We start from the raw sequence: 15,867 nt of genomic DNA on the forward strand, positions 1-15,867 counted from the left end.
TTAGATTTAGTGGCAAGTGTGCGAAAGATCACTTTGTTATGCTAAATATGGGATCGCTAATATGCAGATTTAAGTCGAAAAAATGCAGTTGTAGGGTTAATATTGCTTTAATGTTGCTATGATGTTTTTAGTGTCTATCGTTGTAACTCAAGGTTTCACAAGGAGAGCGATGTGTTTTTAGATTATTTTGCGTTAGGAATTATTTTTTTCGTTGCGATTTTTATTTTCTATGGGGTCATTGCCATTCATGATATCCCCTATGAGATAGCCAAAAAGCGCAATCATCCACAGCAAGATGCACTGCATATTGCGGGGTGGGTGAGCCTATTTACCTTACATGCTATTTGGCCATTCTTATGGATCTGGGCAACCCTTTATCGTGAAGACCGTGGTTGGGGATTCCAAGAGGTCGTCGAGAAAGAACAACTGTTAGAGAGTGAAGTGCAAGGCTTGACTGAAACTGTGAGAAAATTAGAACAAAGAATCACTGAGATGGAATTATCAAAACAACAGCCTAAACAAGTAAGAGGCTCTGGTAATCATCAGTCCGGTACTAAAGTTGATACTCAAATCGACGATAGTTCAACAGACAGAGCAGAGGTGTAATATGGATTTACTACTTGTACTGACTTACACCGCAATCTGTATTGCCATTTTTAAAATATTTAAGATCCCATTAACTAAGTGGACCGTTCCAACGGCGATATTAGGCGGCATATTTATTGTTGGTGCCTTGATCTTATTGATGAACTATAACCATCCGTATACACCTTATGCTAAAGAGTATTTTGTAACAACGCCCATCAACCCAGCGGTTAGGGGCATGGTTGTATCTGTCGAGGTGGAGCCCAATACGCCGATTAAGAAAGGTGATGTATTATTTAAAATCGATCCCACTCCTTTTCAGGCTATTGTAAAGCAAAAACGTGCGGCATTAGTGGCGGCGGAGCTTGAAGTACCACAATTAGAAGCGGCATGGGAAGCGACAAAAGCTGCAGTGACGCGAGCAACCGCTGACAGAGATAGAACCAAGTCTGCGTTCGACCGTTATGAGAAAGGCCGTAAGCGTGGCGGTGCTAACTCACCCTTTACAGAGCTCGAACTCGATAATAGGCGTCAGCTTTATTTTGCATCAGAAGCACTATTAACTGCTGCTAATGCTGAAGAGCTAAGAGTACGTTTAGCCTATGAGTCAAACGTTGATGGAGTGAATACCAAGGTCGCAGGGATCCAGGGCGAACTTGAAAAAGCACAGTTTGACCTAGATCAGACGGTAGTCAAAGCGCCTGCCGATGGCATGGTGACTCAGATGGCATTGCGCCCAGGTATTATTGCTGTTCCTATGCCGTTAAGGCCGTTAATTAGCTTTATTCCAAATGAAGATCGTATGTTTGTCGGCGCGTTTTGGCAAAACTCATTGCTCAGATTAAAAGAGGGTGATGAAGCTGAAATCATTCTAGATGCTGCGCCGGGCCAAGTATTTAAAGGTAAAGTGGCTAAAGTCTTGCCTGCTATGGCTGAAGGTGAAATTCAGTCATCGGGTTCACTGATATCATCTCAGCGAGTGATGAGTCGTGGCCGCGCATTAGTACTGATTAAGCTTGAAGATCATGAGGCGAAAACTGAGTTTCCAGCTGGTGTTTCTGGGCATGCAGCTATTTATACTGACCATTTTGCCCATGTATCGATTATGCGAAAAGTATTGTTGAGAATGCAAGGCTGGCTCAATTACCTGTTCCATTAATTTATATATCTTAACACTGTGGAATTTGCAGGTACTAACTACTGGTACTTACAGAACCACAGTGGCTATAAAGGGGCTATAGGCCCCTTTTCTATTTAAATCTGTGTAGGCAATAGATGACATGCAAGATATTCAAGATCTCACCGCAGTACTGCGATCGAATACACCGATAGTTATCATAGAAACCTATGAAGAGCACCGGGTGATAGAGTTACTTAGAAAAGTTTCGAATATTCTGTATCAACCCCTGTTTAGCTGGAGCATTACCCAAGGCTTGATGCGAGTCGATAGCGGCATGGGAAGACAAAAATTTAACTGTGAACCTGGCGATATTCTTGGGCAGATCAAGTCGACAACGCAGCAAGGGATATATGTTTTATGTGATTTTCACCCTTTTGTTGACGATGCGCCTAGAAACGTACGTTTGCTAAAAGAGATCGCGCTGGAGTATGAGTCACTTAAACATACGCTGGTGCTGGTCAGCCATGCCTTCACTATCCCTCCCGAAATCAAACACTATTGTGCTCATTTTAGGCTATCACTTCCTAATAGCGCTCAGTTATTGAATCTAATTTATGAGCAAATAGATAAGGTGCGCAGTGAAGGGATCAGGCTCAATGTCGATGATAGTGCGGTCGCTAAGCTTGCAGAAAACCTACGTGGCGTGACCTTTGATGATGCCAGGCGACTCGCGCACAAAGCGATTGTCGATGATGGCGCAATCACCCATTCCGATATCGACAGTATTAACCGAGGCAAGTTTGAATTGCTCGATATGCAAGGTGTACTTCAATTTGAATATGATACCAGTGACTTTTCGCAAGTTGCAGGATTGCATAACCTTAAACAATGGTTGAGCTATAGAACGCCGTCATTAAAGACGCAGATACTGGAGGATAAACCCAAAGGTATATTGCTACTGGGCGTGCAAGGCAGTGGTAAAAGCTTGGCTGCTAAGGCTGTCGCGGGCTTGTGGCAAAGGCCATTACTTAAGATGGATATGTCAGCACTTTATAATAAGTACATTGGTGAGACAGAGAAGAACTTGCGAAAGGCGTTAGAACTTGCGGATTTAATGGCACCTTGTGTGTTGTGGATTGATGAAATAGAAAAGGGCTTAAGCAGTGGTAGTAGTGATGATGGCACTTCAAAGCGAATTCTTGGCACAATTCTAACCTGGATGTCAGAGCGAAAATCAGATGTGTTCTTAGTCGCTACGGCTAATGATATTAGCGCCTTACCCCCCGAGTTGATGCGTAAGGGGCGTATGGATGAGATATTCTTTGTGGATCTGCCCGATGCAGAGATCCGTAAAGCTATTTTTCTTATTCATATCAAGCGACGTCAGCTGGAGCCTACTCACTTTAACTTAAGTCAGCTGGCTAAGATTAGCCAAGGTTTTTCAGGGGCGGAGATTGAGCAAGCGGTTATTTCTGCTATCTATACGGCTAAAGCATCGGAGCGAGATGTTGATCAAGCTCTGTTGCAAGAAGAGCTGATGAAAACGCGCCCATTGTCGGTAGTGATGCGTGAAAAACTGCAATCATTAAGGCAATGGGCTGAAGGACGCACGGTCAATGCGCACCAATAGCGAGTGACTTTTTGTTGTGCTCCTATTATCAGTGACTCGTTATGAACCGAACACGGGCTGTGGGCGGTTCATTGTATATCAATCTACTTTTGTTGCTTAGGGGGGAACTGCGCTAAGATTTTTGCAACGGTAGCATTAGTTTCTTGTGCTTTTGCTTCACCGCCCTCATCAAAGGTGAACTTGTCTGTACCGCGCCAGATTAATTGATTGGTTTTAGGGTCGAGAATATCAATCTGTATGGTTTGTATTTTGGCGGTATTACTGCCAACGGGGACATCGACGCTAGTGCCGATACTTGCGCCACCAGAACTGCCCCATGTCCCCGTACCTAATCCGATTGAAAAGCCCGAGTCTTTGGGTTTGTCATCAATTCTAAAACCATAACCCACATAAAAATCAGCGGCCTGGTCATTGGGGATAAAACCTTGACTGGTCAGTGAGCTGCTTATGGCTTGTTTAATTCTGTTAGCGCTCAGAGGGTCGCTATTTGCTGGCGGGGGGAGCTGTGAAAAGCTCTTTAAGTTAGCAAAGTTATAATCAAGGTCATAATCATTCTTAGGCGTAGAGCTACAGGCCGATAAGAATAATAGCGGTAACGCGAGTAGTGTGACAAAGAGGCTTCGTTGCTGTTGTTTCATATTGTTACCTTCTTAGTGCTCAATTCTCGGCGACTTTAATCTCGCCAAACATGGGGAGAGTGATTGGTATTAGTCATCTCACTGTATTTATTTTAGCCTTTCATTGTCAAGATAGTATATGTTTAAGGTATGGAGCAGTTAGAGTTTTTTGAGATCCCCAGCCCTTGTATTGGCGTATGTCAGAGTGATGCTAGAGGCTATTGCAAAGGGTGCTTACGTAATAGAAATGAGCGTTTTAACTGGCTCGAGTTTTCTGATGCGCAAAAATATGATGTGATCCGTTTATGTCAGCAGCGTAAACGGAGGCGTCAGCTTGCATTATTTAAAGCGAGAAAAGCGCAGTTACTTGATGAAAGGGCGAAAGTGAATTCCACTCTAGACTTTGGTTCTGATGGCTCTTAAAAGGCGTTTTATAAGCCTAGAGGCTGATCGGATTGGACTAGTGCTGTGTGGTGTTTAACGGCCAAACTAAGGTGAACTGGGTAAAGCCTGGTTGACTTAGAAGCGTGACTTCGCCGTGGTGTCTTTCCATGATTCTCTTTATGATAGCTAAGCCTAAGCCGTGTCCCTTATTACCATTTTTACTGCTTGCACTGCGGTAGAAAGGCTCAAAAATCTTACCTTGGTCTTCCTCTAAAATCCCTTCGCCATCGTCAGTCACAGACAAGGTGACGGCTTTACTGTCTATCGCGATGTTGACCTTAATGTCATCGATTGAGAAACGCTGAGCATTGGTGATGAGGTTTTGCAGAGCGCGCTCAACCAGTGATGGTTCTGCGACCAAGTAAATAGTCTCTTCGGGGGCATCGAAAAGTATCGGGGTTGGGTGGTGGCTTTGTAATCGTCGGATGGTTTGCGTGACTAAGCTGTTTAGGTCACAGCGCTCAAAATTGAGTGATTCTCGCTGGGTTTCCAAACTGGCATAAGTGAGCAGTTCTTGTAGAAGATTTTCCATCTCTTTGATATCAAGCTTCATCTCGTCAAGAAAGTGTTCGCGCCTAGCGGGATCCGATTCTGGTTGGCAGTATTGAGGCAACAGGGCAAGGGCGAACTTGAGCCTTGCAAGTGGCGTTCTTATTTCGTGAGAGACGGCATTAGAGAGATGTTTTTGGTTTTCAATAAGGGCACTGATATGGGCGGCCATATCGTTAAAGGTGTTGGCTAGAGGCAGTACCTGTGAGCGCTTAGTGAGTTTAATTCGGGTATTCCATTTTGCCTGTCCAAACTCTTTAGTGGCTTTCCCCAAGATTTTTAAGTCTTTCGATAGCGGCCATACCCAAATGAGTGCAATAAAGGCTAATAGAAAATAGAAGAAAATATTATAGATATTTCTTAGGCTGGCTTCTGGGTCGAGTTCAATCGGACCTGCCATTAGGACTTGTTCGCCAACAGCCACAAATTGCAGCTCATGGTTAATGTCATAAGGGGTGGCAATCACTTTGTCGGCCCGAACTAATTGTTCGCCAGAAAAAGCAACCTGTTCAGCATTAAGCAGGGTGAGTGGAAAGTTAGGCCTAGCTTGAATACTCTCTAGCATGGCTTGACGTTCATCTTGAGGCAGCTTAGCTAACACTTGCGCCAAAGCAACTAAAGGTGCATCGAGTGCACCTTTTTCGTCAACGTTATTTTGCCATAAATTATCCAGTGCCCATCCTATGCCTAAAAAACCTAGGCTGAGCAGAAGATAAAGGCTAATGAAAAGCCGTTTCATCTTAATAAATTAGCAGACTTAGTTGTTCCACGCTTCTGGCGCGAAGAGGTAACCTTGCCCCCAAACTGTTTTAATCCTAAAAGGGGTTTCAATATTATCGCCAAGTTTCTTTCTTAGGCGTGATATACGTACATCAATCTTTCTGTCTTTACCGTCAAAATCAATATTGAGCAGGTATTGATAGATATATTGGCGGCTCATTACTTGGCCTGCTTGTGATGCCAGTAACCAAAGTAGTTCAAATTCATGACTGGTCAGATCCACTTCGGTCTCACCCAAACGAATCGCTTGAGTATGCGGGTCGATACTTAACTTACCAAAGCTTAGGCAGTGAGATTCTACTTGCGCTGGTTTAGCTTGGCGACGTAGTAAATTGTTAATGCGCGCGACTAATAATGCTGGGTCAACAGGTTTAACCACGTAATCGTCAGCACCTAACTCTAAGCCTTTAATTTGATCTTCATTTGAGCCTAGGGCACTCATCAGTAAAATAGGGCCTGCAAAGTAATCTGGCAATTTTTCGCATAAGGTTAAGCCATCCATCCCAGGCAGCATAATATCGAGTAAAATAATGTCAGGTTTATAGTTTATTAGGCGAGTAAGGACAGTGTCGCCTCTACGCTCTACTTCAACATGCATGCCATGTGACTTTAGGAAGTCGACAATCAAGTTGGCTAAACGAATATCATCTTCGACTAATAATACTCTATGCGTAGATTGAGAGCTGGTCATTAGAATAAACTCCATGGGTTTCGATATCGTCGCCTAACTTGAGGCGAAGAAGCGGGTGTGACTTTCAATTTTACACCTGCAATTGTTTCGTGGGTATCTTTGTCTATCATCACAAACTGAATATCACGGTCAGCACTGATATTGACGGTCAAAGAGTGAATGTCTGGTGAAGGACTGCACCATTTCTTTAGATCTTTGTAGTCTGAAATAATACAGACTGTTTTGTTTTTTAACATATCCCATTCTAATGTGACTTCTATATCGCAAGACTCTTCATTAGCTGAAGTGATACAAAACTCAGGGGACAGTTTTAGGTTAGTTGTTGGCTGTTTTGTACTATTTTTTGCAATAGCCGTTGTACTCATTAACGAGCTCAACAACAGACACAAGAATACAAGTTTGAATTTTGAAGACACTCTAATCAGAACCTATACGCTGCGCCAACAAAATAGGTGGTGGTGTAATCTTTTTCTAAAAGAGGACTATCGACGATTTCATCGCTGATATCGGTATAACGTGCCACTAAGAGTAAGTTCCAGTTTTCAGTTAATACGTACTGCCCAGTAAATTCGATACTCTTATTCAATGCAGACTCCGCTTGATATTCTTGGCTCCAGTAGAGGCTTTCACTCGGTCTGACACCATAGTAATAGTCAACCACCTCTTTACTCTTCCAGTCTAATACCGCAGCAAATTCAAAATTCCACCTATCTAGGGGAATATTGTAAAACCACCTCAATTTAGACTCAAGGCCGCCATGGACATCAAGTATGTCATGGGCGAGCGTTGCGTGCACTATACCAAATCGGGTGTAAACAAAAGCCTCGGCTCCGCCAAGATATGTAAAGTTTCGATTTTCTAGCTCACCAATGGCAGGCTCTGGATTTACTCTGCCAAAGGTTGAGAGCGGGGAGGTTGCACGTTGACTACTGCCGCCAGCTGAAAGCAGGAAAATATTCGACGGATCCCAGCGATAGAAGAAGGCGCTATCACTGCTAAAAGTGGTGATCAAATTGATGGTGTAGTTTTCGCCCTCCGTTAAGGTATAGCCGATATTACCGTTATCGAAAAACCAGTTATCACCATAATACGCAATGGTCGGGACGACATACAGGGGGATGTCTTTATAGTCTTTAAGAGGATTAGATTTATTACCATAGCCTAAGGCAAAGCCTAAGTCCCAACGACCGACTTCGATACAGTCGGTATTGTTATCGCAGCCCGTTGAAGCGGTTGCGAAAGCAGCTCCCGAATATAAGCTGATAGTAAGCATAAGTGCTAATAAGTATGGCATCTAATACATTAACTCTTGATTACAAAATTAACAAATGAAGCTATAGGGTATCATCTATTGCCATATACAGCATGAAGGTTAAGATATTTGTTGCAAACTGATACAGTTTGAAAAGTAGTCAGTTTTAGGCGCGTGTTTATCTTGATTCAAAAGTACAGGCAACGGATAAGACTGGCTTAGGTATTGACATATAAGCTGTTTTAGCGAAAGTTAGTGTTTAAACTGTGCTGTGTAATAAAAGGAGAATGTGGTGACTGGAGAGCGTATCCCCTTAGAAAGGGAGAAAACAATTTTGGTAGATATAGATATTCGTCACAGCCTTGATGCTGATATTGATGGTATCTGTCGGCTTTATAGTCAGCAAAGCTGTTATGCAGGCACGTTACAACATCCTTTCCCGTCATTACATACTTGGCAAAAACGTCTTATGGAACTGCCTGATAACTGTTATAGCTTAGTGGCAATAAGAGATGGCGAGGTCGTTGGTCAAATAGGTATGGAAGTGTTTAGTAACCCTAGGCGTAAACATGTAGCAAATATTGGTATGGCGGTAGATGAGGCATTTCGAGGGATGGGTATTGGCTCTGCGTTGCTTGACGCCATGGTATCACTTGCACAAAATTGGCTTGCAGTGAGGAGAATTGAGCTTGAGGTCTACACTGATAACCACTTAGCCATTAGCTTATATAAAAAACATGGCTTTGTGATAGAGGGGGAAATGCGTGAATATGCTTTTCGCAGTGGCGAGTATATTGACGCATTTCTAATGGCGAATGTGAGAGATTAATCCGCTTCGCTTTGTTGCAGCTTTTGACTTTTTTCAGCCGCTTTACTCACAACAAATTGCGTGGCCTGTTGATCTAGGCTGCGCTTTGAGAGGTAGCTGGTGCCTTTTAGATGCTTTAATAGAAAGCCCTGAGTAGTTTCCGTTATCTCGGTGACATCTTGCCATAAAATAGTGCCCTGCACGTAGAAAGAGTCATTAGTGATCCCAGATTCATCTACCGTTAAGGTCACTTCATTATTGGCGGCTTTACTCATCATTTGACGCATTAGCCACCAAGGTTTTCTAAATCGTACACTCAATGCTTCAAGTGCGCCTAAGGCGATTAAAAACCATGAAGCGTAACCATTAATATTGGTTAGCATTAGGGCGGTACCCACTAAGCCAAAAATGATGGCCTTACGATATGCACGCACAGAAGTATCGACAATGACTGATTCGTCATAACACTCGCTAAAGTGGCTTTTATCTAGCGTGTATTGTGTAGTGTAGCTATATTGATTGTTCATTTTGTCTCATTATTACAGCAAGTGCATGCCAGCTGGTATGGGGATGTTGCGATTATAGTGCGTAGTTTGCTTATCGTCGCTTAACTTGAGCTTAATTGGCATTAATAACACGTTATAAAATGAGGTTCTACGAATATGCCCACGATCCCAACTGATTATGTGAACTATAAATCGAGTCCGGTATTTGACAAGCAGACCGTGCCAAAGATGTTTTTACACCTGCACAATACTAAGGCGGGCGTCTATGGACAAATTCATGTGTTGAGCGGCGAACTCAAGTTCTATGGTTTTACTGATAGACGGGGCGAGGTGGAGCAAGAGATCGTGATTAAAGTCGGTGAGGTCGGGGTATCGCCGCCTCAGTATTGGCATAAAGTTGAGCTTCTTTCGGATGATACCTGTTTTAGAGTCGACTTTTGGGCACAAGCAGATTCTGACATAGTGGCGCAGACCCAGTCGGAACGAGATTAGCGTTCATATGGTAATTCATGATAATGACTCATATTAGGGGCATTAGTGACTTAGTGGATTTGCGGCTTGATAGCCAAGATATCGCATTTGAGTTGATTGACGATCACAGAAGAGGTGTGCCCCTTGAGTTCACTTATTAAGCCATGGTGCTCACCTGCGCCAATGACCAACAAGTTAGCGTTACATTGGTGAGCGATAGTGGGAATAATATGATCCGGTAGGCCTTGCTCAAGGTGTAAATGTTCGTTTGTTATATGGTAGTTTTTAGCGTTACTGAGTAAGCGTGCCCAATGCTGCTGTTTTTGCTCCTTATCTGAAAGGTGGTTAGTTTCTTTTTCAACAGACATGCTCCAATTTTCTGTTTGATAACAGTTAAGCAGATGAATATCGCTGTCTAACAGTGTCGCCAGTTGCAAAGTATCATCGAGTAAGCATTGATTTAACTTACTGTGTTCAATATCTGGGTCTGCGGTTTCAAGCGCGGTGAGGATATGCCCATGTTGCTGCCAAGTCTTATTACCCACTATCATGACGGGTTGCTCACACTCTCTAAGTAGGTGAGCTTCACAGCTAGGGATGAACTCGTTGATAACTGGGTTGTGGTGTTTGTTATTGACCACGATTAAATCGTAGTTACCCTTATTGGCTTCGTTCAATATCGCAACATGGTCTTGGAGGTTCTTAATGGCTTTTATCTCAACTTCAACCCCCAGCCGTTGATACTTAGCCAATAGCTTTTTGACAACTAGCATGGGGTCGAGTGCTTGCTTGGAGAGTAATCCAAGGCGACTTAATACATTATTGTAGGGGCGCTCAATCTTCAATACAGTGACTTTCGCATGAGTTTTTTTAGCGAGTTGTAACGCCTTGTTGAGTGCAAGTTGTACCGGCGAATCATTATCGATTACCGTTAATGTATGGTGGTAGGAAATCATGGCAAATACTCCGTCAGCCTTGCATTCCCTTGCCATTAACACAGGTCCATAATTCTGTAAATCTAGTCGATAACCCAGTAAACACACGGGTTTGCTAATACTAAATCACGCTTAAATTACTCCTTGTAAGTGCTTTTCAATCTACGAGATTTTAAGTCATTGATTTCAAAATTGTCTTACTTCTCGAGTTCAAATAATTTGCAGATAATTTGTGAATAAAAAATGATTACCATTGTTATTAACGGTCCTCAACCTGACTTTAACCTGCATTGTCGATGGGGCGATTATCTCCATCGCTCGATGACAAGTAGAGGCGATAGATGGCGCGTTCAAAGGCATTAACCATACTGGGTTGATGTTCGTTGAGATTGGGTTGATATTGAATTGCTAGGTTTTGCGCTTACTTTTTATGCTTAGTCAGTACAGCGGCGTAACGTGAAAAGGCATTGCTAGGGAGACTGCCTGAGACCGATAAGCCTTTTGTTGTGGGGCTGGTATTTTATATCGGCTTACTATCGCTGGGCATCTGGCTTGGATAAACCTGCTGTTCTGGCGCTTTCTAATCGCCGAGTTGAGGTTTACATTCTATTACTTCAACAGTAGCTTAGATTAGATTAGATTAGATTAGGTTAGATGTTAACCATGTGAATTAAAAACGATACCGCTATGGATGGAAACAGATGATGGCTAAGCGTAAGACAATATTGATCACCGGCGCCAGCTCTGGTTTAGGTAGAGGCATGGCACTGGAGTTTGCCAACATGGGGCGAGATTTGGCTTTGTGCGCGCGAAGAGTTGAGCGTTTAGATAAGCTAAAGCAAGATCTCTTGCAGATAAATCCAAATATTAACGTTTCGGTTAAAGCGCTTGATGTTAATCAGCATCAAGATGTGTTTAAGGTGTTTAATGAGTTCAAGTCTGAATTTGGCCAGTTAGACAGGATCATTCTTAACGCAGGAATGGGTAAGGGCGCAGCCATTGGCACAGGACATTTCGAGGCCAATAAGCAAACGGCGGAAACTAATTTTGTAGCTTTACTTGCCCAAGCTGAAGCGGCGATGATTATTTTTCGTGAACAAAATGCTGGCCACTTAGTAACCATATCCTCTGTGAGTGCTGTGCGTGGCTTTAGGCGAGCGATGACCGTTTATGCGGCGACAAAAGCTGCTGTTACGTCGTTAACTGAAGGTATTCGTATTGATGTAATGTATACGCCAATTAAGGTCAGTTGTATTCATCCTGGTTTTATCCGCAGTGAAATAAACGAGCACGTCGAAAAGGTGCCTTTTATTGTTGATACCGACGTGGGCTGTAGTGCTATGGTTGCAGCTATCGAGGCTGAAAAAGCCAATAGCTTTGTACCAAGCTGGCCATGGGCAATACTGCATCGGCTACTTAGAGTACTACCGAGTCGCTGGATAAGAACAATGAGTTGATCAGGCTCATCGTTTACAGCTTTAGCTGAGGCGCTATAGTTGTCACTGACGTTCAGGTTGGCGATTAATCGCTATTGTTGATGCTATTGCTGACAGCGGCGATTATTCATATTGATTGCGCATAGCCGGAATATCCGTGAGATATTCAACAAACTCAACTTCGTAACCATCGGGATCGATAAAGTACACATTACGGCGATAGGGATCTTCTGCGCCCGCTTTATCTACAAGATGGCCGCTCGTTTTGAGGCGCTCAATCACCCCATCAAGATCATCGGTGACATATGCAAAGTGGGCCAAGCCAACTTGATGCCCACTTAAGTCACGGTTGTCTTCAATACCGTCATCGTTAAACGTTAAATATTGATAATCATCACCAAAGTGCACCCAGTTGCGCTCTACGCCATGCCAACTAGACTTTCCTCCGCCGCGAACTTTCCAATGAGGAAAGATTGCTTGGTAAAACGCTAATGCCTTTGAAATATCTCTGACCACTAAATTTAAATGCTCTAAACGCATCATAATTGACTCCTTGTATTGTTGTCCTAAATTGATTGCAGCTTTGCAAATGGCTTGCTTTGATGGTCACATGCCATAATGGTACTCCTGCTGTTTTGGAAATGGCTTGTTTTGATGGTTAATCCGCACTCCTTTTAAGGCTTCGCTGTATTGAGTGAGCATATGCAAACTGTAGTCGATACGTTCCCGTAAATGTAATTCTCTATCGCACAGTGGCGCGTCAGTATTGAAGAGTTCTTCGACATTTCTAACGATTAAATGATCAGGCGTCGCCACCAGTTTATTGTTTTTTAATGCATTCATTCTTAGCTCGGCAATAGGGTAGGCACCACTTATCCCACTGACAACAGCAACCAATAAAGCGGGTTTATGGGCGGTATCTTGGTGGTCGCACATCAACAAAAAATTCTTCATCAAAGGTGATGCCATGCCGCCCCACTCGGGTGTAATTAATACTAAGGCGTCTGCTTTCTTTACTTGCTGAGAAATTAAAGGCCAGCGGCTACCATCGGCAGATTTGGTTTCTGCACTTCCATCCCAAAAAGGTAACTGGTATTGGCAAAGCTCTATGTGATTGACTCTGTTAAAACCCGTCACCTGTTCGCTCAGGTAACGGGCGACTTTGGCACTCTGCGATGGGCTTCTCTGGCTGGCACTAATGATGACTAATTCCATTTTAGTAAACCTTTTTGTTTATTTAAGTTTTAAGTAAAGTAAACAGTTTACAAAATAAAGTAAAGAAAAAAGTTTACTTAATTGATGGTTGAGTAATAATGGCCATAGTCATACCGCTTTGTGCCTTGAGCGATAAAAGAACAAAGCTGCCATAAAGAGATAACGATGAAGACCAGTGACAAAATTTTGCAGATGCTTAAAACCCAAGGTGAATTAACGGCTAAAGCGATTGCTAGTGAGCTAGGCCTGACAACAATGGGGGTGCGTCAGCATTTACAAAGCCTTGAAGAAAGTTGCGATGTGGTTTTTGATGATAGAAAAGCGACTCGTGGGCGACCGACACGTTTCTGGGCGCTAACGCCGCAAAGTAATAGTCATTTCTCTGATAGACATGAAGAGCTGAGCGTTCAGCTAATTGATTCGGTTAAAACTGTTTTTGGCGACAGTGGCTTAGAACAGCTTATTAGCCATCGTGAACAGGTGTCACTAGCGCTTTATCGTGATGCGTTAATCAGTGCCGATAGCTTAGCCATTAAGCTACAAGTCTTGGCACAGTTACGTACCAATGAAGGTTATATGGCGACGGTTGAGCATAGCGACGGCTGTTACTGGCTACTTGAAAACCATTGCCCGATCTGCGCTGCAGCAACAAAATGTCTTAATTTTTGCCGCTCAGAATTGCAGTTATTTCAGACCTTACTGCAGCATGACGCTACGGTGAGCCGTGAGGAACACATTATCCAGGGGGCACGTCGCTGCGCCTATAAAGTACAGCCTATCACTGCTGAGCAATAGAATTTTATGGAATCAAAACGTGCACGGCTAGATAGGTTTATTAGCGTCAAAACAGGTATTAATAAAAAACATGTTAGGTTGCTGTTGGCTAAAGGGCAAGTGCAGGTGGACGGTGAGATAGCGCGTGATATCGATTTGATTATCGACGAGTTCTCCCATGTTTGTCTTGATGGTCAAGTGTTGCAAGCCAGCCGGCCGAGCTATGTGATGCTATATAAGCCCGTTGGCGTGGTCAGTGCTACCGTTGATGATAAGCATAAAACGGTTATCGATTTGCTGGCTAGAGAAGATAAGTGCAGTCTGCATATTGTTGGTCGCTTAGATCTCAATACTTCAGGTTTGTTGCTGTTAACTAATGATGGTCGCTGGTCTAAAAAGCTGATGTCGCCAGAACATAAGGTCGGAAAGCTGTACCGAGTGACGCTGCAAAATCCCATTGATGAATCTTATATTCCAGCTTTTGCCAATGGGATGTACTTTGAATATGAAGGTATCACGACCTTACCCGCTAAGCTGGAGATCATAGATGCACACACGGCTTTGGTGACTTTGATGGAAGGGCGTTATCATCAAATCAAGCGCATGTTTGGCCGCTTTCGAAACCCCGTTGTAGGTTTACATCGAATATCCGTCGGCGCCATCGTGCTCGACCCGCAATTAACTGCTGGTGAAAGTCGAGACTTATCGATAGCAGAAATTCAGAATGCCTAAATATGCTATCCATAGGTTTTTCTCTTAACTCATGTCGCTCACTCTGGTGCAGGACTTCTGTTAAATATACCGCTTGAGCGGGCTATAAAAGGGTGGAATAAAGGGCTGAGTAAAAGGCTATATAAAGGCCATGTAGAGAGCAAAGTGAGAATGTTGAGCCCAAACCTGTCAAATATCTTAACCCTTAGGGTCTTTTTGCTAAAAATAAGACCATTTTTTTAGTTTGTGAGCTGGTGCAATTTTTCAGCACTTTTACTCTGCGAATTTCATCAGTTGCTAATGTGCTAAACTTGAATCGTGTGTTCAATGTCATATTTTTATTGGTTTGCGTGATCAGTGTCTCGCATTGGTTTTACGCTTGAACTAAAGTCCTCTTTTTGTTTATAACACATTGATTAATTAGTAATATACCGTATTAGTTTCGATTTCCCTCGTTTCCCCTACGCCTGCGAGCATATTTGCTCGGCCCCATCGCTTCGACTAGAATGCGCGCGCTCAAATTAACTTAATTTTATATTTGCATTTAGCGGTGCGGATATATTTTTTGACTACTTCCTGTAGGGGAACTTAATGTCGACACAACTAGCTAACCCAGCTCCACTAGGCCTAATGGGCTTTGGTATGACAACTGTCTTACTTAACATCCATAACGCAGGTTTCTTCCCAATTGATTCAATGATCTTAGCAATGGGGATCTTCTACGGCGGTATCGCTCAAGTTATCGTTGGTATCATGTGCTTTAAGCGTGGTGACACGTTTGGTACAACTGCATTTACTTCTTACGGTTTATTCTGGTTAACTTTGGTTGGCTTAATCGTTATGCCTAAAATGGGCCTAGCAGAAGCAAGCCCAGCTAGCTTTATGGGTTGGTACTTAGGTTTATGGGGTCTGTTCACAGCAGCACTTTTTGTGGGCTCACTACGTTACCCACGTGCTAAGCAAGTTGTGTTTGCATCATTAACGATTTTGTTCTTCCTACTTGCAGCTCGTGATTTCACGGGTAGTGAGCTAATCGGCACGATCGCTGGCTACGAAGGTATCTTCTGTGGTTTAAGCGCAATTTACTTTGCTATGGCACAAGTATTAAATGCTGAGTTTGGCCGCGTTATTTTACCAGTTGGTCCAGTTGCAGTTGCTGCATATGAGCCCGCTGCAGAAAACAAGCCGCTTAAGTTATAAGTTATCCATTATCACCTATCTCCGATAATGTGAAATTTAAAGCGAAAAAAAAAGCTGACCGAGGTCTAATGCCGTTCACTTAAGGTGAACGGCATTTTTATTTTTGGCATACCGTTGAGGCCTTGGTTTTACTGTTCTGGGGA

The 15,867-nt window shown here is 43.2% G+C and carries 19 protein-coding genes; 10 read left to right on the forward strand and 9 right to left on the reverse strand.

What is annotated here, in order from left to right; genetic code table 11:
* Nucleotides 1-171 precede the first annotated feature (171 nt).
* The 3 genes from ACVBIU_RS05005 to ACVBIU_RS05015 all read left to right on the forward strand — a co-directional run bounded on the left by ACVBIU_RS05005 (nt 172) and on the right by ACVBIU_RS05015 (nt 3,335).
* On the forward strand, nt 172-606 hold the full coding sequence (locus ACVBIU_RS05005; protein ID WP_447160267.1) for a DUF3302 domain-containing protein: 435 nt from the start codon (nt 172-174) through the stop codon (nt 604-606).
* A gap of 1 nt (nt 607) precedes the next feature.
* The gene (locus tag ACVBIU_RS05010) at nt 608-1,744 is read left to right on the forward strand and encodes an HlyD family secretion protein (RefSeq protein WP_447160268.1); all 1,137 of its coding nucleotides are present in this window, start codon (nt 608-610) and stop codon (nt 1,742-1,744) included.
* 121 nt (nt 1,745-1,865) lie between these two features.
* Nucleotides 1,866-3,335 carry an AAA family ATPase gene (locus ACVBIU_RS05015; protein ID WP_447160269.1) on the forward strand — a complete coding sequence of 490 codons (1,470 nt, stop codon included), beginning with the start codon at nt 1,866-1,868 and terminating at the stop codon, nt 3,333-3,335.
* A gap of 83 nt (nt 3,336-3,418) precedes the next feature.
* Here ACVBIU_RS05015 and ACVBIU_RS05020 read toward each other — a convergent pair whose 3' ends face one another.
* On the reverse strand, nt 3,419-3,973 hold the full coding sequence (locus ACVBIU_RS05020) for a DUF4136 domain-containing protein (protein ID WP_447163221.1): 555 nt from the start codon (nt 3,971-3,973) through the stop codon (nt 3,419-3,421).
* A 129-nt stretch (nt 3,974-4,102) separates the two neighbouring features.
* Here ACVBIU_RS05020 and ACVBIU_RS05025 point away from each other — a divergent pair, with 129 nt between their 5' ends.
* Complete coding sequence (locus ACVBIU_RS05025; protein WP_447163222.1) at nt 4,103-4,375, forward strand: DUF1289 domain-containing protein; 273 nt, start codon at nt 4,103-4,105, stop codon at nt 4,373-4,375.
* Between the two features lie 37 nt (nt 4,376-4,412).
* Here ACVBIU_RS05025 and ACVBIU_RS05030 read toward each other — a convergent pair whose 3' ends face one another.
* From ACVBIU_RS05030 to ACVBIU_RS05045, 4 genes are read right to left on the reverse strand one after another with little or no spacing between them, the layout of a single operon-like run.
* On the reverse strand, nt 4,413-5,684 hold the full coding sequence (locus ACVBIU_RS05030) for an ATP-binding protein (RefSeq protein ID WP_447160272.1): 1,272 nt from the start codon (nt 5,682-5,684) through the stop codon (nt 4,413-4,415).
* A gap of 18 nt (nt 5,685-5,702) precedes the next feature.
* Nucleotides 5,703-6,416, reverse strand: coding sequence for a response regulator (locus tag ACVBIU_RS05035; protein ID WP_447160273.1), 714 nt, complete (start codon nt 6,414-6,416; stop codon nt 5,703-5,705).
* The gene (locus ACVBIU_RS05040; RefSeq protein WP_447160274.1) at nt 6,416-6,781 is read right to left on the reverse strand and encodes a DUF3019 domain-containing protein; all 366 of its coding nucleotides are present in this window, start codon (nt 6,779-6,781) and stop codon (nt 6,416-6,418) included. Before ACVBIU_RS05040 ends, ACVBIU_RS05035 begins: the two co-directional genes overlap by 1 nt.
* 56 nt (nt 6,782-6,837) lie before the next feature.
* On the reverse strand, nt 6,838-7,710 hold the full coding sequence (locus ACVBIU_RS05045) for a MipA/OmpV family protein (RefSeq protein ID WP_447160275.1): 873 nt from the start codon (nt 7,708-7,710) through the stop codon (nt 6,838-6,840).
* Between the two features lie 250 nt (nt 7,711-7,960).
* On the opposite strand from ACVBIU_RS05045, the gene ACVBIU_RS05050 reads away from it, so the two are divergent.
* Nucleotides 7,961-8,497 (forward strand): GNAT family N-acetyltransferase, encoded by a 537-nt coding sequence (locus ACVBIU_RS05050; protein ID WP_447163223.1) that lies wholly within the window; start codon nt 7,961-7,963, stop codon nt 8,495-8,497.
* Here ACVBIU_RS05050 and ACVBIU_RS05055 read toward each other — a convergent pair.
* Nucleotides 8,494-9,003 (reverse strand): YcxB family protein, encoded by a 510-nt coding sequence (locus tag ACVBIU_RS05055; RefSeq protein WP_447160277.1) that lies wholly within the window; start codon nt 9,001-9,003, stop codon nt 8,494-8,496. The genes ACVBIU_RS05050 and ACVBIU_RS05055 overlap by 4 nt on opposite strands.
* A gap of 135 nt (nt 9,004-9,138) precedes the next feature.
* Here ACVBIU_RS05055 and ACVBIU_RS05060 point away from each other — a divergent pair, with 135 nt between their 5' ends.
* Nucleotides 9,139-9,474, forward strand: a complete 336-nt coding sequence (locus tag ACVBIU_RS05060; protein ID WP_447163224.1) for a DUF1971 domain-containing protein — start codon at nt 9,139-9,141, stop codon at nt 9,472-9,474.
* A 50-nt stretch (nt 9,475-9,524) separates the two neighbouring features.
* Here the strand turns inward: ACVBIU_RS05060 and ACVBIU_RS05065 are convergent, their stop codons facing one another.
* Nucleotides 9,525-10,445, reverse strand: coding sequence for a universal stress protein (locus tag ACVBIU_RS05065; RefSeq protein ID WP_447160279.1), 921 nt, complete (start codon nt 10,443-10,445; stop codon nt 9,525-9,527).
* A 647-nt stretch (nt 10,446-11,092) separates the two neighbouring features.
* Between ACVBIU_RS05065 and ACVBIU_RS05070 the strand changes: the two genes are divergently transcribed.
* Nucleotides 11,093-11,845 (forward strand): SDR family oxidoreductase, encoded by a 753-nt coding sequence (locus ACVBIU_RS05070; RefSeq protein ID WP_447160280.1) that lies wholly within the window; start codon nt 11,093-11,095, stop codon nt 11,843-11,845.
* Nucleotides 11,846-11,947: 102 nt separating this feature from the next.
* Here the strand turns inward: ACVBIU_RS05070 and ACVBIU_RS05075 are convergent, their stop codons facing one another.
* On the reverse strand, nt 11,948-12,367 hold the full coding sequence (locus ACVBIU_RS05075; RefSeq protein ID WP_447160281.1) for a VOC family protein: 420 nt from the start codon (nt 12,365-12,367) through the stop codon (nt 11,948-11,950).
* 63 nt (nt 12,368-12,430) lie between these two features.
* Entirely contained in the window at nt 12,431-13,039 is a 609-nt protein-coding gene (locus ACVBIU_RS05080; protein WP_447160282.1) for an NADPH-dependent FMN reductase, read from the reverse strand.
* Nucleotides 13,040-13,204: 165 nt separating this feature from the next.
* Between ACVBIU_RS05080 and ACVBIU_RS05085 the strand changes: the two genes are divergently transcribed.
* The 3 genes from ACVBIU_RS05085 (at nt 13,205) to ACVBIU_RS05095 (ending at nt 15,724) form a co-directional block, all read left to right on the forward strand.
* Complete coding sequence (locus ACVBIU_RS05085) at nt 13,205-13,834, forward strand: helix-turn-helix transcriptional regulator (protein ID WP_447160283.1); 630 nt, start codon at nt 13,205-13,207, stop codon at nt 13,832-13,834.
* A 6-nt stretch (nt 13,835-13,840) separates the two neighbouring features.
* The gene (locus ACVBIU_RS05090) at nt 13,841-14,545 is read left to right on the forward strand and encodes a pseudouridine synthase (RefSeq protein WP_447160284.1); all 705 of its coding nucleotides are present in this window, start codon (nt 13,841-13,843) and stop codon (nt 14,543-14,545) included.
* Nucleotides 14,546-15,115: 570 nt separating this feature from the next.
* A complete protein-coding gene (locus ACVBIU_RS05095) occupies nt 15,116-15,724 on the forward strand; it encodes an acetate uptake transporter (protein ID WP_447163225.1) in 609 nt (202 codons plus the stop codon).
* Nucleotides 15,725-15,867 lie beyond the last annotated feature (143 nt).

This window comes from Shewanella sp. 30m-14 (genome assembly GCF_052977125.1).

What these genes read in the sequence shown, in the direction of transcription:
- ACVBIU_RS05010 (WP_447160268.1), top strand. Translation starts at nt 608, where the DNA reads ATGGATTTACTACTTGTACTGACTTACACCGCAATCTGTATTGCCATT.
- ACVBIU_RS05015 (WP_447160269.1), top strand. Translation starts at nt 1,866, where the DNA reads ATGCAAGATATTCAAGATCTCACCGCAGTACTGCGATCGAATACACCG.
- ACVBIU_RS05020 (WP_447163221.1), bottom strand. Translation starts at nt 3,973, where the DNA reads ATGAAACAACAGCAACGAAGCCTCTTTGTCACACTACTCGCGTTACCG.
- ACVBIU_RS05025 (WP_447163222.1), top strand. Translation starts at nt 4,103, where the DNA reads ATGGAGCAGTTAGAGTTTTTTGAGATCCCCAGCCCTTGTATTGGCGTA.
- ACVBIU_RS05030 (WP_447160272.1), bottom strand. Translation starts at nt 5,684, where the DNA reads ATGAAACGGCTTTTCATTAGCCTTTATCTTCTGCTCAGCCTAGGTTTT.
- ACVBIU_RS05035 (WP_447160273.1), bottom strand. Translation starts at nt 6,416, where the DNA reads ATGACCAGCTCTCAATCTACGCATAGAGTATTATTAGTCGAAGATGAT.
- ACVBIU_RS05040 (WP_447160274.1), bottom strand. Translation starts at nt 6,781, where the DNA reads ATGAGTACAACGGCTATTGCAAAAAATAGTACAAAACAGCCAACAACT.
- ACVBIU_RS05045 (WP_447160275.1), bottom strand. Translation starts at nt 7,710, where the DNA reads ATGCCATACTTATTAGCACTTATGCTTACTATCAGCTTATATTCGGGA.
- ACVBIU_RS05055 (WP_447160277.1), bottom strand. Translation starts at nt 9,003, where the DNA reads ATGAACAATCAATATAGCTACACTACACAATACACGCTAGATAAAAGC.
- ACVBIU_RS05060 (WP_447163224.1), top strand. Translation starts at nt 9,139, where the DNA reads ATGCCCACGATCCCAACTGATTATGTGAACTATAAATCGAGTCCGGTA.
- ACVBIU_RS05065 (WP_447160279.1), bottom strand. Translation starts at nt 10,445, where the DNA reads ATGGCAAGGGAATGCAAGGCTGACGGAGTATTTGCCATGATTTCCTAC.
- ACVBIU_RS05070 (WP_447160280.1), top strand. Translation starts at nt 11,093, where the DNA reads ATGGCTAAGCGTAAGACAATATTGATCACCGGCGCCAGCTCTGGTTTA.
- ACVBIU_RS05075 (WP_447160281.1), bottom strand. Translation starts at nt 12,367, where the DNA reads ATGATGCGTTTAGAGCATTTAAATTTAGTGGTCAGAGATATTTCAAAG.
- ACVBIU_RS05080 (WP_447160282.1), bottom strand. Translation starts at nt 13,039, where the DNA reads ATGGAATTAGTCATCATTAGTGCCAGCCAGAGAAGCCCATCGCAGAGT.
- ACVBIU_RS05085 (WP_447160283.1), top strand. Translation starts at nt 13,205, where the DNA reads ATGAAGACCAGTGACAAAATTTTGCAGATGCTTAAAACCCAAGGTGAA.
- ACVBIU_RS05090 (WP_447160284.1), top strand. Translation starts at nt 13,841, where the DNA reads ATGGAATCAAAACGTGCACGGCTAGATAGGTTTATTAGCGTCAAAACA.
- ACVBIU_RS05095 (WP_447163225.1), top strand. Translation starts at nt 15,116, where the DNA reads ATGTCGACACAACTAGCTAACCCAGCTCCACTAGGCCTAATGGGCTTT.